This window comes from Streptomyces sp. NPDC057002, from assembly GCF_042673825.1.
Taxonomy (GTDB): Bacteria; Actinomycetota; Actinomycetes; order Streptomycetales; family Streptomycetaceae; genus Streptomyces.
Genome location: NZ_JBHURZ010000011.1, coordinates 81338 through 94750 on the forward strand (window position 1 = coordinate 81338; position 13413 = coordinate 94750).

At 71.9% G+C, this 13413-nt stretch carries 15 protein-coding genes; 8 read left to right on the forward strand and 7 right to left on the reverse strand.

Going from position 1 to position 13413, the window contains the following annotated elements; all coding sequences use genetic code 11:
- Positions 1-957: a carbohydrate kinase family protein gene (locus ACFT32_RS39555; RefSeq protein WP_382499184.1), complete on the forward strand. Its 957-nt coding sequence runs from the start codon at positions 1-3 to the stop codon at positions 955-957.
- Positions 958-1142: 185 nt separating this feature from the next.
- Here ACFT32_RS39555 and ACFT32_RS39560 read toward each other — a convergent pair whose 3' ends face one another.
- Positions 1143-1937 carry a methyltransferase gene (locus tag ACFT32_RS39560; RefSeq protein ID WP_382498842.1) on the reverse strand — a complete coding sequence of 265 codons (795 nt, stop codon included), beginning with the start codon at positions 1935-1937 and terminating at the stop codon, positions 1143-1145.
- A gap of 241 nt (positions 1938-2178) precedes the next feature.
- Between ACFT32_RS39560 and ACFT32_RS39565 the strand changes: the two genes are divergently transcribed.
- Positions 2179-3306, forward strand: coding sequence for a magnesium and cobalt transport protein CorA (locus tag ACFT32_RS39565; protein ID WP_382498844.1), 1128 nt, complete (start codon positions 2179-2181; stop codon positions 3304-3306).
- Between the two features lie 36 nt (positions 3307-3342).
- Here ACFT32_RS39565 and ACFT32_RS39570 read toward each other — a convergent pair whose 3' ends face one another.
- A complete protein-coding gene (locus ACFT32_RS39570; protein WP_382498846.1) occupies positions 3343-3768 on the reverse strand; it encodes a CBS domain-containing protein in 426 nt (141 codons plus the stop codon).
- 245 nt (positions 3769-4013) lie between these two features.
- A complete protein-coding gene (locus ACFT32_RS39575) occupies positions 4014-4655 on the reverse strand; it encodes a uridine kinase (protein WP_382498847.1) in 642 nt (213 codons plus the stop codon).
- 159 nt (positions 4656-4814) lie between these two features.
- Here ACFT32_RS39575 and ACFT32_RS39580 point away from each other — a divergent pair, with 159 nt between their 5' ends.
- The 3 genes from ACFT32_RS39580 to ACFT32_RS39590 all read left to right on the forward strand — a co-directional run bounded on the left by ACFT32_RS39580 (position 4815) and on the right by ACFT32_RS39590 (position 7841).
- Positions 4815-5513, forward strand: a complete 699-nt coding sequence (locus tag ACFT32_RS39580) for a DUF2293 domain-containing protein (protein WP_382498849.1) — start codon at positions 4815-4817, stop codon at positions 5511-5513.
- A gap of 238 nt (positions 5514-5751) precedes the next feature.
- The gene (locus tag ACFT32_RS39585) at positions 5752-6231 is read left to right on the forward strand and encodes a DUF1772 domain-containing protein (protein ID WP_382498852.1); all 480 of its coding nucleotides are present in this window, start codon (positions 5752-5754) and stop codon (positions 6229-6231) included.
- 119 nt (positions 6232-6350) lie between these two features.
- On the forward strand, positions 6351-7841 hold the full coding sequence (locus tag ACFT32_RS39590; protein WP_382498854.1) for a glutamate synthase subunit beta: 1491 nt from the start codon (positions 6351-6353) through the stop codon (positions 7839-7841).
- Positions 7842-7876: 35 nt separating this feature from the next.
- On the opposite strand, the gene ACFT32_RS39595 is transcribed toward ACFT32_RS39590, so the two are convergent.
- The gene (locus ACFT32_RS39595) at positions 7877-8380 is read right to left on the reverse strand and encodes a carboxymuconolactone decarboxylase family protein (RefSeq protein ID WP_382498856.1); all 504 of its coding nucleotides are present in this window, start codon (positions 8378-8380) and stop codon (positions 7877-7879) included.
- A 47-nt stretch (positions 8381-8427) separates the two neighbouring features.
- Between ACFT32_RS39595 and ACFT32_RS39600 the strand changes: the two genes are divergently transcribed.
- On the forward strand, positions 8428-9840 hold the full coding sequence (locus tag ACFT32_RS39600) for a PLP-dependent aminotransferase family protein (RefSeq protein WP_382498858.1): 1413 nt from the start codon (positions 8428-8430) through the stop codon (positions 9838-9840).
- Between the two features lie 19 nt (positions 9841-9859).
- On the opposite strand, the gene ACFT32_RS39605 is transcribed toward ACFT32_RS39600, so the two are convergent.
- The 3 genes from ACFT32_RS39605 to ACFT32_RS39615 all read right to left on the reverse strand — a co-directional run bounded on the left by ACFT32_RS39605 (position 9860) and on the right by ACFT32_RS39615 (position 11896).
- Positions 9860-10672: an SAM-dependent methyltransferase gene (locus ACFT32_RS39605; protein WP_382498860.1), complete on the reverse strand. Its 813-nt coding sequence runs from the start codon at positions 10670-10672 to the stop codon at positions 9860-9862.
- 108 nt (positions 10673-10780) lie between these two features.
- Positions 10781-11035 (reverse strand): DUF397 domain-containing protein, encoded by a 255-nt coding sequence (locus ACFT32_RS39610; RefSeq protein ID WP_382498862.1) that lies wholly within the window; start codon positions 11033-11035, stop codon positions 10781-10783.
- Entirely contained in the window at positions 11036-11896 is an 861-nt protein-coding gene (locus ACFT32_RS39615; RefSeq protein WP_382498864.1) for a helix-turn-helix transcriptional regulator, read from the reverse strand.
- A 243-nt stretch (positions 11897-12139) separates the two neighbouring features.
- Between ACFT32_RS39615 and ACFT32_RS39620 the strand changes: the two genes are divergently transcribed.
- Positions 12140-12799 (forward strand): ATP-binding protein, encoded by a 660-nt coding sequence (locus ACFT32_RS39620; RefSeq protein ID WP_382498866.1) that lies wholly within the window; start codon positions 12140-12142, stop codon positions 12797-12799.
- The gene (locus tag ACFT32_RS39625) at positions 12796-13230 is read left to right on the forward strand and encodes a hypothetical protein (protein ID WP_382498868.1); all 435 of its coding nucleotides are present in this window, start codon (positions 12796-12798) and stop codon (positions 13228-13230) included. Before ACFT32_RS39620 ends, ACFT32_RS39625 begins: the two co-directional genes overlap by 4 nt.
- The last annotated feature ends 183 nt before the right edge of the window (positions 13231-13413 follow it).

Consider the following 13413-nt stretch of genomic DNA (forward strand, 5'->3'; position numbering starts at 1 on the left):
ATCGAGGCCGGGACCGGGACCGGTCACTCCACGCAACGCGACGAGCGCTCCGAGGAGGGCGCGGCGCTGCTGGTCGTCGGGGACGTGATCACCGATGTCGTCGCGCGGTACGGGGGGCCGCTCGCGGCGGGCACGGACACGGTGGCCTCGATCCGGACGGTGCCGGGCGGGGCGGGCGCCAACGTGGCGTGCTGGGCGGCACACCGGGGTGAGGCGGAGGTACGGCTGTTCGGGCGCGTGGGCGCGGATGCGGCCGCCTGGCACGAGCGTGAACTGGCGGCCCACGGCGTGCGCCCGCACCTCGTCGTCGACCAGCGGGCGCCGACCGGCATGGTGATCTGCCTGGTGGACCGGGAGGCTTCGGCGGAGCGGACGTTCCTCACCGACAGCGGCGCGGCGTTCCGGCTCGACCCCGCCGACTGGTCGGACGCACTGCTCGACGGGGTGGCCCGGCTGCATCTGTCGGGGTACCTCCTGTTCTCAGAACCGGGTCGCGCGCTGGTGACGGTGGCTCTGAAGGCCGCACGCGCGCGTGCGGTGCCGGTGAGTCTGGACCCGGCGTCGGCCGGGTTCCTCACCGAGCTGGGCGTCGAGCGTTTCCTGGAGCTCGTCGAGGGCGTGGACGTGCTGCTGCCCAGCCGGGACGAGGCGTGCCTGCTGACGGGGCTGGCCGACGCGGCCGACGCGGCGGCCGAGCTGAGCCTGCGCATCCCGCTGGTCGTCGCCAAGCAGGGGCGTGAGGGAGCACTCGTGGCCCGTGCGGGGAAGGTGTGCGCCCGGGTTCCCGCAGTGCCGGCGACGCCGCGGGACACCACGGGCGCCGGTGATGCCTTCACCGGCACGTTCCTCGGCGCCCTGCTCGCGGGCGCCGCGCCGGAGAAGGCGGCGGAGGAGGGCTGCCGGGCGGGTGCACGGGCAGTGGAGCGGGTGGGCGGCAGGCCGCCTCTGCCCGGCTGATGCGGGGCAGGTCTCCTCTGCCCGGGCTAATGCGGGGCAGGTCGCCTCTGCCCGGGCTAATGCGGGGCAGGTCGCCTCTGGCCGGGCTAATGCGGGGCAGGTCGCTCTGCCCGGCTGATGAGGAGCAGACCCCCCTCTACAGTCCGCCCTGCCCAGCTGACGTCCCACGCCCGCGCCACCCCTGGCTACTGCTTGCGCCCCCACGCCGAGATCATCGGTGGCGTCGTGAGGTCGAGCGTGCCGGACGTGACGTTCATGAGGTGCCGCTGGATGTCCTGTTCCGTGGCGAGGCCCGCGGTGACCAGCTGGTCGCGGATCTGGCGGACCGTGGCGGACTCCAGGGCCGCACAGGCCGGTGAGGCGATGGGGAAGTAGGCGTCGGCCTGGACGCGGGTCAGGCCGACCTCCCGGAGCAGGCGCGGGAGGGTGCGGCCGCAGGGGAGGTCGGTCCCGCGGTCGGCGAGCAGCTTGCGGAAGCTCTGCCGCAGCCGGTTCGCGAGCTGCTGCTCTGGGCCGTACTCATCGGGACAGAGCAGGGGCTGAAGGGCGGGGTCGACATCTTCTACGAGGAGGCGCCCGCCGGGGCGCAGAGAGTCGGCCATGGACCGCAACGCCCGCCGCCGGTCGGTGACGTGGACGAGGGCGAGGCGGGCGTGCACCAGGTCGAAGCCCTCCCCCGGCGGGTCCTGCGTGCCGAGGTCGTGGACTCGGACCTCGACAGGCGGCCGGGCGCCCCGGGCGAATCGTGAGGTGTCGGCGTCGGTCGCGACGACGCGTCCGGTCGGGCCGACCTTCTTCGCCAGCCAGGACACCACGGACGGGCCGCCGGCGCCGACCTCCCAGCACCGCCAGCCGGATCCGACGCCGAGTGCTTCGAGATGCCGGAACGTCGTGGGGTCGAAGAGGGCGGCGAAGGCGCTGAAGTGCTCTGCCGCCTCGGTCTGCCGGTTGTCGAGGACGTGCCCATCGGTTCGCGTCATGCCGCGATCATCCCATTTGTCTGACTTGTTCCTAATCGTCGACGCTCCGGTAAGGAGAACCGCGCCGCACCGGCACGCGTCGATGTCTCAGAACAACGGCACCGGCGAGTCGTTCGTCCACAGCCGGGAACAAAGCGGAATGAGTCGTTTCCACAGGCTTACCCGCAGCTCACGTGGGCCTGGCAGACTGGCGCGGCAAGGCGCAGGAACGGCGCGAGGAGTTCCACGCAAGGAGATCCGGATGTCCATGGCAGGGAATCTGCGGAAGGTCACGAGCCTCGGCGGGGTCGGCGGCCTTCGCAAGGTGGCTCGGCTGGCCCGGCGGCGCCCGCGCGTCGACCTGAGTCACCCGGCCCGCTCCCCGCTGGGCTCCTCGGTGGTGAACTGCGTGACGTACCGGGACGGCGTCCGCACCCCCGCCCGCGGCGATCTGGTGGATGTCGTGGAGCGGGTGCGCAAGAGCCGGGAGGGCTTCGTCTGGCTCGGCCTGCACGAGCCGACCGACCAGGAGTTCGCGGGCATCGCCGAGCTCTTCGACCTGCACCCGCTGGCCGTCGAGGACGCCGTCGAGGCCCACCAGCGCCCCAAGCTGGAGCGGTACGGAGAGACGCTCTTCGCGGTGTTCAAGACGGTCTGCTACGTCGAGCACGAGGAACTCACGGCCACGAGCGAGGTGGTGAACACCGGCGAGATCATGGTGTTCGTGGGCGAGGACTTCGTGATCACCGTGCGGCACGGCCGGCACGGCTCGCTGGGTCCGCTGCGCGAGGAGCTGGAGTCCGATCCCGGCCAGCTGGCCAAGGGTCCCTCCGCGGTGCTGCACGCGATCGCGGACCACGTGGTCGACGACTACCTGACCGTCACGGACTCGATGCAGGCGGACATCGACCAGGTCGAGACGGATGTCTTCGCGGAGACCGGTGCGCGCGCCGACCCGGGGCGCATCTATCAGCTCAAGCGTGAACTCCTCGAGCTGAAGCGGGCCGTGGTGCCGCTCAGCCGCCCGCTGGAGGATCTCGCCACCCGGCCGATCCGAGCGGTCGACCCGGAGATACAGGCGTACTTCCGCGACGTCTCGGACCATCTGCTGCGGGCGAAGGAGCAGATCGCCGCCTTCGACGAACTGCTCAACTCCATCCTGCAGGCGCACCTCGCGCAGGTCACGGTCGCGCAGAACGAGGACATGCGGAAGATCACGGCGTGGGCCGCGATCATCGCCGTGCCGACGATGGTCTGCGGTGTGTACGGCATGAACTTCGAGCACATGCCGGAGCTGCACTGGCGGTACGGCTACGGCATGGTCATCGGCGTCATATCCGTCGCGTGCGTGACGCTGTACCGGGCCTTCCGGCGCAGCGGCTGGCTCTGACGCGGGCCGTGACGCGCGAGGTGTGAACCCGCCGGGTCAGCGTGTGGTGGTGGAGTAGACGCTCTCGGCCCAGGAGGCGATCTGGTCGTCCGCCAGGTGCCGGGCCAGGTCGGCTTCGCTGATCATGCCGACCAGGCGCTTGTCCTGGATCACGGGCAGCCTGCGGATCTGGTGTTCCCGCATCTCACGGAGCACTTCGCCGACATCGGCGTTCGCGTCGATCCAGCGCGGGGTGCCCTTGGCCATCTCACCTGCGGTGATCCTGGCCGGGTCGTGCCCTATGGCGACGCAGCCGACGACGATGTCGCGGTCGGTGAGGATGCCGCAGAGCCGCTCGTTCTCGTCGCTGATGGGCAGGGCGCCGACGTTCAGTTCGCGCATGAGCTGGGCGGCGCGGTCGAGGGTTTCGTGGGCGGGGATCCACTGGGCGCCGCGATGCATGATGTCTCCGGCGGTGGTCATGGAGTACCTCCCGATGCCGGACGGCCGGCGCGGCGCGGGACGCACCGCGAGTCCCGACGCCCTTCATTCTCGCCGCGCCACCGGAAGCCCGCACACGGAACCGATCCGCCGGAAGCCCGCACACGGAACCGATCCGCCGGAAGCCCGCACACGGAACCGATCCGCCGGAGGCCCGCACACGGAACCCGCTCGCCGGATGCCCGCACCCACAACCCGTCCGCGCCCACCCAACAGCGGGCAGCCGCTCAACCGCTCCACGCCGGATGGCGCGGATCGTCGGCCCGCACCAGGACGTCGGCCGTGCCGGCCGGGTCGGTCTCGTGCTCGTAGCGCTCGAAGGCCGGCAGGGTCCAGTGCTCGGCCTCGGGCGTGCGGCGGCGCAGGGCGCCCGGGGAGAGCAGGACATGAACGCTCAGATCGAAGGGGAACCAGTGCCGAAGGAGGAAGGGTCCGTGCAGCAACAGGACGCCGCCGGGCAGGAGTTGGGTGTATGGGCTGCGTGTGGCCCGGTCGGCGGCCGGGTCCCACAGGTCGGGCAGGACGCGGCCGTCGCCGCCGGCTTCGAGAGGGCCGAATACCTCACGCCACAGGGCGCCGGTGTCGTACCAGCCGTTGTAATAGGCCTCCACGTCCCGGTGGCCGTACTCCAGCCGCACCGAGGCGGGGCGCAGGAAGCCCTCCGTGCCCACGACGAGCGACGAGCGGCCGTGTATGCGCAGCGCCTCGGAGACACGCTGGGCGAGAGCCCCCGGGCAGGCGGCCGGGGCGCCGTCGAAGGCGATGCGTGGCCAGGGAGAGCCGTCGGCGGGCTTCAGGTCGAGGAGGCGCTCGGCGAGCAGGTCGCCGAGCCGGTCCCAGGTGATCGCTTCGAGTCGCACACGGCCCATGATGCGTCAGGCCGGGGCAGGAGCTGCCACCACCGCGGGGTCCTGCGACGCCGGGGAGGGACAGGCCGCCGGGAGGCGTCGAGATGGCCGGGGGCAGTCGTGGCGAACGTAGTTCGTCCCGTCGTCGTTCGTCCCGTCGTCAGGGGGAATGAACCACCTATGGTCCCCCGCGCGCTGCTTCCGCCCCTCACCGGGCTCCTCGTCTTCCAGCCTCTCAAGCGCCGGTTCTGCGCCGAGTGCCGGCGAGGGCCGCTGCCGCTGCTCGTCCTGGAGGACGGCGCCCCGCGCTGCCTCGACTGTGCCGACCTCGGGCATCTGGTGTTCCTGCCGAGCGGCGACACCGCGCTGACGCGCAGATCACGGGAGGAGAGCACGCTGTCGGCGGTGGTCGTGCGGTTCAACCGGCGCAAGAGCCGCTATGAACGGCAGGGCGTTCTGGTCGAGGAGGCGGCGCTGGCAAGGGCCGAGCGGCGGTGCCTCGCGGACGCCGAGGCACGGCGGCGGCGCCGGGTGCGGGACGCGCGGCGGCGGGCGGCTCAGGACGAACTGTTCGCTCTGGCGTTCGCGGCGGAGATACGGCGGCTGTATCCCGGATGCCCCGCCGACCGGGCGCACGCCATCGCCGCACATGCCTCGGAGCGGGGCAGCGGGCGGGTGGGCCGCAGTGCGGCTGGGCGGGCGCTGACCGAGGGGGCGGTGACCTCGGCGGTCGTGGCGTCTGTGCGGCATCTGGACACGCCGTACGACCGGCTGCTGATGAGCGGGGTGCCGAGACACGAGGCGCGGCGGCGGATCGCGGCAGCCGTGGAGACGGTGCTGAGGGGGTGGACCGAGGCGGGGCTCGGATCCGCCGGGTGACCCGGCGGGCGCCGAGCACGACCGGGGTTCACCTGCTCGGCGCGACGGCGTGGCGCCGTGACGGCGAGGCGGCCAGCTGCCCCGTCGCATCCGGTGGACACAGCCGTTCGGGGGATCGTGGACGTTCGCTTATGGCCCCGCGCCGTTCGGCCATGGTCACTGTGCTCGTACGGGAATTCACTTGTGGTGAGGAAGGGTGCCGGGCAGGATCCCGGCTCGACGGGCGGGAGAGGCTGACATGATCGACGGACCGTACTTCGTACTGACGGTACTGGGTGTGCTCGGGACCGGCCTGGTGGCCGGGGTGTTCTGCGGGTTCTCGACCTTCGTCATGCGGGGCCTCGCCACGCTGCCGCCCGCGCAGGGGGTCGCCGCGATGAACGCGATCAACGTGGCCGCGGTGACGCCGCCCTTCATGGTCGTGTTCCTCGGGTCGGCGGTGCTGTGCGCGGTGATCGCCGTGGTGACGTTCGTGCTGTGGCCGGAGGAGGGGACGGTGGAGCTGCTGGTGGGCAGCGCGCTGTATCTGTTCGGCTCGTTCGGGCTCACCATGGTCGCGAACGTGCCGCGCAACGACGCGCTGCTCAAGCTGGAGCCGGGGACGTCGGAGGCGGCCGCGTACTGGCCGGCGTATGTGCGCGAGTGGACGATGTGGAACCACGTCCGCACGGCCGCCTCGGCCGGGGCGGCAGTGGCGTACGTGCTGGCGCTCACCTGACGGCTCCCACCTGCCGGCCGCGGCGACGGGCACCGCCCCGGAGGCGGACGTATCGTGGCCGGAGGAGTACCGCCCGACGACACACGGCCTGTCACACGCGCACGCAAGGGAAGACGGCCATGGCCGATCCCAAGGGTTTCATGACCACGCCCCGCCAGGACTGGCCACGGCGGCCGGTGGAGGAGCGGGTGCGGGACTGGGACGAGGTCTACGTCCCCGGGGCGCTGCTGCCGATCATCAGCAAGCAGGCCGATCGCTGCATGGACTGCGGCATCCCCTTCTGCCACGACGCCTGCCCGCTGGGCAACCTGATCCCCGAGTGGAACGACCTGGTGTCGAGGGAGGACTGGCGGGCGGCCGCAGACCGGCTGCACGCCACGAACAATTTCCCGGAGTTCACCGGCCGGCTGTGCCCGGCGCCGTGTGAGGCGGGGTGTGTGCTGGCGATCAACCAGCCGGCCGTCACCATCAAGAACGTCGAGTGCGCGATCGCCGACCGGGCGTGGGAGGAGGGCTTCGCGCCGCCGAGGCCGCCGGAGCGGCTGTCCGGCAAGACGGTCGCGGTGATCGGTTCGGGGCCCACCGGACTGGCCGCGGCCCAGCAGCTGACCCGGGCCGGGCACACGGTCGCCGTGTACGAGAGGGCCGACCGGCCCGGCGGGCTGATGCGGTACGGCATCCCCGAGTTCAAGATGGAGAAGCACCATCTGGAGCGGCGGCTGGAGCAGATGCGGGCCGAGGGGACCAAGTTCCGCACGTCGACGTCGGTCGGGCGGGACATCGGGGCCGATGAGCTGCGGACCCGGTACGACGTCGTGGTGCTCGCCACGGGGGCGACCGCATGGCGTGAACTGACCGTGCCGGGGCGGGAGCTGACGGGGGTTCACCAGGCGATGGAGTACCTGCCGCTCTCCAACCGGGTGTGCGCGGGCGATCTGGAGGCCTCCCCGCTGTCGGCCGCCGGGAAGCACGTCATCATCGTCGGCGGCGGCGACACCGGGGCGGACTGCCTGGGCACGGCCGTCCGGGAGGGTGCCGCGTCGGTGACCCAGCTGGACATCTACGCGCTTCCGGAGGCGGAGCGCGACGAGGACGCCGAGCCCTGGCCGACGTATCCGATACGGATCTACCGGCTGTCCGCCGCGCACGAGGAGGCCCGTGATCTGCGGACCGCTCCGGTCGCCGACGCGGACGCGCGGCTGTTCGCGGCGTCCACGCTGCGCTTCGACGGCGACGCGGAGGGACATGTGCGGTCGCTGCACCTGGTCGAGGTGGACGCGCGGCGCCGCCCGGTGGAAGGCACCGGGCGGACGCTCCCCGCCGACCTCGTGCTGCTCGCCCTCGGCTTCTCCGGGCCCGACCGGCAGGACGGTCTCGTCGACCAGCTGGGGCTGGCGATGGAGCCCCGCGGCACCGTCGCGCGTGACGCCGGTTTCGCCACGAACGTGCCCGGCGTGTTCGCCGCGGGTGACGCCGCCAGGGGGCAGTCGCTCATCGTCTGGGCCATCGCCGAGGGGCGGGCCGTGGCAGCCGCCGTCGACCGTCATCTGACGGGCAGTTCGCGGCTGCCGTCACCGATCGGGCCGTACGACCGGCCCATGGCGGTCTAGAAAGCGCTCCAGAAAGACAGCCGTCCGGAAGGCGGTCACCGCTCGTCCGTACCCGCCACCTTCGCCGTGGACAGCGCCACCCGGTTCCAGGTGTTGATCGTGCAGATCACGGCGAGGATCTGGGCCAGTTCCCGTTCCTCGAAGAGGGACGCGGCCTGCGCGTAGACGTCGTCCGGGACACCGGCGTCGGCGACGAGGGTCATCGCCTCCGTGAGGGCGAGGGCCGCCTGCTCCCGCTCGGTGAAGAAGTGGCGGGCCTCGCGCCAGACGGCGACCATGTGCAGCCGGTCCTCGCTCTCGCCGGCCTTGCGGGCGTCGTTGGTGTGCATGTGGAGGCAGTACGCGCAGTGGTTGAGGTGCGAGGCGCGGATCTGGATCAGTTCGACGAGGGCCGGGTCCAGACCCTCACGGGCGGCGGCGTCGAGGGCGATGAGGGCCCGGAAGGCCTTCGGGGCGGACTGGGCGAACTCCAGCCGGGCCGTGTCCGTCGAGTGCGCCCGCGTCGTGTGCGTGCTCGCCGTGTGCGTGTTCGTCGTCATGTCCCTCAACCTACGATCCGCATAGACCCGCTGTAGGGTGCATTCCCATGGCGAATTCGTGGGTCAATTCCGCGGAACGGATCGGGTCCGACCTGCATCTGGAACTGTCCGGTCCGGGCGGCCGGCGCACGGCGCTGATCCGCGCGCTGCGCGAGGCCGTACGGGACGGACGGCTCGCTCCGGGCACGCGGCTGCCGCCGTACCGCTCGCTCGCGGCCGACCTCGGTGTCGCCCGCAACACGGTGGCCGACGCGTACGCGGAACTCGTCGCGGAGGGCTGGCTCACCGCCCGTCAGGGCTCGGGCACCCGGGTGGCGGAGCGTGCCGAGCCGCTGCGTCCGGCCGCTCGCGTACCGAAGAAGGCACCTGAACGCGCGCGTGGCCCCCGGCACAACCTGCTGCAGGGCACGCCGGACATCTCGGCGTTCCCGCGCGCGGCCTGGCTGGCCTCCTACCGGAGGGCGCTGCAGCAGGCGCCCAACGAGGTGTTCGGCCCGGGCGACCCCGCGGGCCGGGCCGAACTGCGGGAGGCGCTCACGGAGTACCTGGCCCGCGCGCGTGGCGTGCGGACCGAGCCCGGCCGGATCGTGATCTGCTCCGGCTTCGCGCACGCGCTGCGGCTGCTGTTCGGAGGCGGTGTCCTGCGCGGGCCCCTGGCGGTGGAGGCGTACGGGCTCGGATTCCACCGGGAGGTCCTCGCGGGCGCCGGGGTGCGTACCGTGCCGCTGCCCCTCGACGAACACGGCGCGCAGGTCGACCGGTTGGGGCGCGAGCGTGCCGTGCTGCTCACGCCGGCGCACCAGTTCCCGACCGGCGGACCGCTGCACCCCGCGCGCCGGGCGGCCGTGATCGACTGGGCACGCGCGCGTGGCGGGCTGGTTCTGGAGGACGACTACGACGGGGAGTTCCGCTACGACCGCCGGCCGGTCGGCGCCGTGCAGGGCCTCGACCCCGAGCGCGTGATCCACATCGGCTCGGTCAGCAAGAGCCTGTCACCGGCGGTGCGGCTGGGCTGGATGGTGCTCCCGGAGCGGTATGTCGGGGATGTACTCGCCGTGAAGGGCGAGCGCGAGGCATGGGTGAGCGTCCTCGACCAGCTGAGCCTCGCGGACTTCATCGTCTCCGGGTCGTACGACCGTCATGTACGGCGGATGCGGCAGCGGTACCGGAGCCGCCGGGACCGGCTCGTCGCGGCGCTCGCCGAGCACGCGCCGCAGGTCGGGGTCACGGGCGTCGCGGCCGGGCTGCACGCGGTGCTGCGGCTGCCGCCCGGCACCGAGGCCTCCGCGGTCAAGGCCGCCGCCTGGCGGGGCATCGCCCTCGACGGCCTCGCCGCGTTCCGGCACCCGGACACGGACATGGCGGTGAGCGACGGCCTCGTCGTGGGATACGCGACTCCGTCCGAGCATGCCTACGGGCCGGCCCTGGAGGCACTGTGCGGTGCGCTGCCGCCGCCGTGACCGGCCCGTCGAAAGCCCCTCAGGGCTTGCGCGCCACCGCCCCGTAGCCCGGGATCACCCCGTCGTCCTGCCCGGGCACGGGCTCGCCCAGCTCGGGGTGCCAGTGGTGGGGCACCTCGACGCCGGGTTCGACGAGGTCGAGGCCGTCGAAGAAGCGGGTGAACTCCTCGCGGGAGCGCAGGGCCAGGGTGACGCCGGCGGCGCGGAGCTTCTCGGTTGCCGCCCTGGACTCCTCCGGTGTGAAGTCGGCCGTGGCGTGGGTGATCACCAGGTAGCTGCCGGAGGGCAGTTCGGCGAGCAGGCGGCGGACCAGCTCGTGCCCGCCGTCCTCGTCGGAGACGAAGTGCAGCAGCGCGATGAGCGACAGCGCGACGGGCCGGGTGAGGTCCAGGACCTTACGCGCGCCCTCCAGGATGGCGTCCGGGTCGCGCACGTCGGCCTGGAGGTACTCGGTGGCACCCTCGTCCGCGCCGCGCAGCAGGGCCGCCGCGTGGGCCAGGACGATGGGGTCGTTGTCGCAGTAGACGACCCGGGCGTCGGGGGCGATCTCCTGGGCGACCTGGTGGAGGTTGGGCTCGGTCGGTATGCCGGTGCCGATGTCCAGGAACTGCCGTACGCCGTTCCGGGCCAGCCAGCGCGTGGCCCGGTGCATGAAGGCGCGATTGACGCGCGCCATCACCGGCACCCTCGGGTCGAGGGTGAGCATCTGACGGCCCATCGCCTCGTCGACCGGGTAGTTGTCCTTCCCGCCGAGGTACCAGTCGTACATCCGCGCGGGATGGGGTCTGGTCGTGTCGATCTGGACAGCCGTCGTGGGGTCCTGCCCGGTCATGAGGCACTCCGTAAGGCACAGAGCGTGGTCAATTCAGCACCAGCGTCAAAAGGTTGAGTATCAAAAAGTCGAGCGTCAGAGAGTCGGGTGTCGGCAAAGGCGATCACATCAGGACAGCAGGAAGTCCGCCTTCCCCTCCTTCGCCCCCTCGATGAAGGCCGTCATCTCGTCGCTGGTGTAGATCAGCGCCGGACCGTCGGGGTCGGTGGACTGACGGACCGCGATCCGGCCGTCGGCGAGCTTCATCGCCTCGAGGCAGTTCCCGCCGTTCCCGCCGCTCCACGGTTTGTGCCAGCCTTCGCTGCCCAAGTCACGCGCGGGCATGCCGTTGTAGACCTGTTTGCGCGGCTTGATGCGATCCATTCACAGCTCCTTGCGGAGATCCTGGAGGATCTCCTTCGTGCGATGTGCCGTAGCGGCCTGCGCCGCCATGCGGTCCATGACCTCGAGGTGGGTCGCCACCTCCGCGCGCGCGTCGAGATAGACCGCGCCGGTCAGGTACTCGCTGTAGACCATGTCCGGCAGTTCGGGCATGGCGAATCGGAACAGCACGAACGGCCCGTACGTGCCCGGGTGCGGCCCATTGGCGAACGGGGCTACCTGGAGCGTCACATTGGGCAGCTTCGTGGCCTCGAGCAGTCTGTCGATCTGGGCACGCATCACCTCCGGGCCACCGACCGGGCGCCGCAGCGCGGTCTCGTCCATCACGACCCACAGCCGGGGCGCGTCCTCGCGGGTGAGCAGGTCCTGGCGCTGCATGCGCAGGGCGACATGGCGCTCGATGTCGTCGGGCCGGGTCTGGCCGATGGCGCCCGAGCGGAGCACTCCGCGCGCGTAGTCCTCGGTCTGCAACAGGCCGGGGACGAAATGGGGTTCGTAACTGCGGATGACGCCCGCCGCGCCCTCCAGGCTCACATACATCGAGAACCAGCCGGGCAGGATGTCGTGAAAACGCTGCCACCAGCCGGGCTTGTTCGCGTCCTCGGCCAGCCGGACGAAGGCGTCGGCCTCTTCGTCGGAGATTCCGTAGGCCTTCAGGAGCAGTTGCAGATACGGGATTTTGAGCGCGACCTCGGCCATCTCCATACGACGGACCGTGGCGGGGGCGACGCGGAGGATGCGGGCTGCCTCCTCGCGCTTCATACCGGCGCGTTCCCGCAGGTCCAACAGGCGTCGACCGAGGACGACCTGACCGACCGTCGGCGCGGACCGCGGTTCGCTCACGCTCCACCTCCACGAAAAGTTCTGACGAGCCGGCCACAAAGAACGCTGACAGCCCGGCGGCGCCATTCGAAGACCCTTTCGAAGAGCTGATCCGAACTGACGTTTCGAACGAATCTTCGATGATCTCAACTGGCGCCGCGCGGGGTGCTGTTGCGATGCAGTGTGCCACGGCCTTCCAGACCGTCACAGCGCACTCTGCAATTTCCATAGTGACACTTGCCAAGTGTTCGCGGCGGGGCGATAGTGGCAAGCGTGATTCCGTCCGCGCCCTTAGGAACAGACGCCGCCGCAGGCCCTCTCGGCCTCGGTACCGCCGGAGTCGGCCCCGAGGGGGCCGCTGCCGAGCGCCGGTTCCGTTTCGAGCTGGCCGCACATCCGGGTTCTCCCGCTCAGGCCAGACGCCTGACGCGGGCCCGGCTGACCGGCTGGTCGGTGTGCGAGGACACGTGCGACAGCGCGGCCCTGGTGGTTTCCGAGCTGGTCACCAACGCCATCGTGCACACGGCGAGCACGCACATAGTGTGCGAGCTGCACGACGGCGACGACCTGGTGCGGATAGCGGTGCGTGACGAGGGCTGCGCCCCTGGCCAGCCCCACGCGGCCGGCCGGACGCGGCCCGAGGAGGAGCACGGGAGGGGACTGCTTCTCGTCGACGCGCTCTGCGAAGCCTGGGGTGCCCATGAGCACGGCCCCGGGATACTGGTCTGGGCCGAGCTGCCGCGCACGGCGGACACTCCGGGTGACCCGTCCGAGCCCCGGAACGACCTGGGCTGGGGCGCCCGCCCGAAGCCGGGTCCGTCCGACGACTCGGGCGACGGGGACGGAGGCCGCCAGGCCCGTCGCACGAGAAGCGCGCCGGAGGTCCCCGCGCAGGGGCGACGCCGAGAGCAGGGAGCGGCATGACGTCCGCGCACGGTGGCCGCGTACTGAACCTGGACACACTCGCCCGCCTCAGGCGCGGGCTGCGTACGCCGGGTCCGGCCCTGCGCCTGCCCGTGCCCGACGGCATGACCGCGCCGCTCGGCTGCGACGCGGTCGCGGTTCCCGCCCCTCTCGCCCGGCTGGTCATGCCCCGGCTGCCCCGCGCGGGCTGCGTCTACGCCGACGGCACGCACTGGTGGTGGCTGGTGCCGGCCGACTCCGACCACGCCCTGGAGTGGCCGGCTCCCGCGCGGTACGCCACCGGCGCGGTCGTCCCGGACGCCCCGGAGCTCCCCCGGCTGATCCACCGTCCGGACGGCGAGCTTCCGTACACCCCGCCGATACCGCTGTACCTCGCCCTGTGCCGCGTGACGGGGACGGCTCCGGCGTGGTCACGGCCGGTCAGCGCGTAGGACAAGTCGACCAGGACACGTCGCACAAAGCCATCCGTACATGACTCGTCCGGCGCGTAACCCGCCGAGCACCTCCCGGTCGAGGGATACGCACCACCCCGACGACCCCGCGCCGCCCCACACCTCCCCCGGTCCGGTCGTGCGCCCGCGCGCATCCGGCGCCCCGGGCTGCGCCCTGCCCGG

Excerpts from the sequence above, each read along its gene's own strand:
- ACFT32_RS39600 (WP_382498858.1), top strand. The coding sequence starts at position 8,428 with ATGGCGAATTCGTGGGTCAATTCCGCGGAACGGATCGGGTCCGACCTG.
- ACFT32_RS39575 (WP_382498847.1), bottom strand. The coding sequence starts at position 4,655 with ATGGGCCGTGTGCGACTCGAAGCGATCACCTGGGACCGGCTCGGCGAC.
- ACFT32_RS39625 (WP_382498868.1), top strand. The coding sequence starts at position 12,796 with ATGACGTCCGCGCACGGTGGCCGCGTACTGAACCTGGACACACTCGCC.
- ACFT32_RS39580 (WP_382498849.1), top strand. The coding sequence starts at position 4,815 with ATGGTCCCCCGCGCGCTGCTTCCGCCCCTCACCGGGCTCCTCGTCTTC.
- ACFT32_RS39610 (WP_382498862.1), bottom strand. The coding sequence starts at position 11,035 with ATGGATCGCATCAAGCCGCGCAAACAGGTCTACAACGGCATGCCCGCG.
- ACFT32_RS39560 (WP_382498842.1), bottom strand. The coding sequence starts at position 1,937 with ATGACGCGAACCGATGGGCACGTCCTCGACAACCGGCAGACCGAGGCG.
- ACFT32_RS39585 (WP_382498852.1), top strand. The coding sequence starts at position 5,752 with ATGATCGACGGACCGTACTTCGTACTGACGGTACTGGGTGTGCTCGGG.
- ACFT32_RS39605 (WP_382498860.1), bottom strand. The coding sequence starts at position 10,672 with ATGACCGGGCAGGACCCCACGACGGCTGTCCAGATCGACACGACCAGA.
- ACFT32_RS39570 (WP_382498846.1), bottom strand. The coding sequence starts at position 3,768 with ATGACCACCGCCGGAGACATCATGCATCGCGGCGCCCAGTGGATCCCC.
- ACFT32_RS39595 (WP_382498856.1), bottom strand. The coding sequence starts at position 8,380 with ATGACGACGAACACGCACACGGCGAGCACGCACACGACGCGGGCGCAC.
- ACFT32_RS39590 (WP_382498854.1), top strand. The coding sequence starts at position 6,351 with ATGGCCGATCCCAAGGGTTTCATGACCACGCCCCGCCAGGACTGGCCA.
- ACFT32_RS39565 (WP_382498844.1), top strand. The coding sequence starts at position 2,179 with ATGTCCATGGCAGGGAATCTGCGGAAGGTCACGAGCCTCGGCGGGGTC.